The organism is Desulfuromonas sp. CSMB_57, assembly GCF_020194955.2.
In the GTDB taxonomy this organism is placed as follows: domain Bacteria; phylum Desulfobacterota; class Desulfuromonadia; order Desulfuromonadales; family Syntrophotaleaceae; genus JAFCIY02.
The window spans coordinates 1-771 of record NZ_JAFCIY020000013.1; the positions used below are offsets into that span (position 1 = coordinate 1).

General features: G+C 64.6%; 1 protein-coding gene. It reads left to right on the forward strand.

Going from position 1 to position 771, the window contains the following annotated elements; translation table 11 throughout:
* Window positions 1–771 (forward strand): MFS transporter (locus tag JQN68_RS04065; protein ID WP_225073963.1); only part of this gene is annotated, 771 nt, incomplete at both ends.

Here is a 771-nt window from a genome sequence, read left to right on the forward strand (position 1 = left end):
CTTTCGGTCATGGGCTTCGGTCTCGGTTCCTTCTTCATCGGCAAACTGGTTCCCGGCCTGATCAACAGCATGGGCGTGGTTTCGGCCCTGATGCTTCTCGGTGTGGTCTACCTGGTATTGAATGCCCTGGCCGCCCTGATTCTGGCGGTTCCGCCGGCCGGCTGGCTGCCCGACGGCTTTACCCCTTCCGCCACCACCGTTTCCGCCGCCGACTCCTTCGCCTGGGCGGAAGCCAAAAAGACTCCCCAGTGGTACATGATCTGGACCATGCTGTTTTTGAACGTCAGCGCCGGCATGGGCCTGCTGTCCAAACTTTCCCCCATGGCCCAGGACGTGTTCCGCGTCGCCCGCGGCATTGAAGACCCGGCGCAGCTGGCCGTTCTCGGCGGCGGCGTGCTGGCCACGGCCTCCATCTTCAACGGTCTGGGCCGTCTGTTCTGGTCCGCCATGTCCGACAAGATCGGCCGTAAAAACGTTTTCCTGTGCCTGTTCGCCACCCAGGCGGCCCTGTATTTCTACCTGCCCGCGGTGACCAGCACCTTCGTGTTCACCGTCATCGCCTGCTACCTGCTGGCGGGTCTGGGCGGCGGCTTCGCCGTTATGCCGGCCTTTGCCGCCGACTCCTTCGGCCCGACCTACATCGGCAAGGTGTACGGCTTTGTGCTGACCGCCTGGGGCGCCGCCGGCGTGCTGGGTGGCTACGTGTTCGCCAAGTTCACCGTGCCGGGTCCGCCCCTGAAGATCGCCGCCGGTCTGCTCATCGCCGGTTTC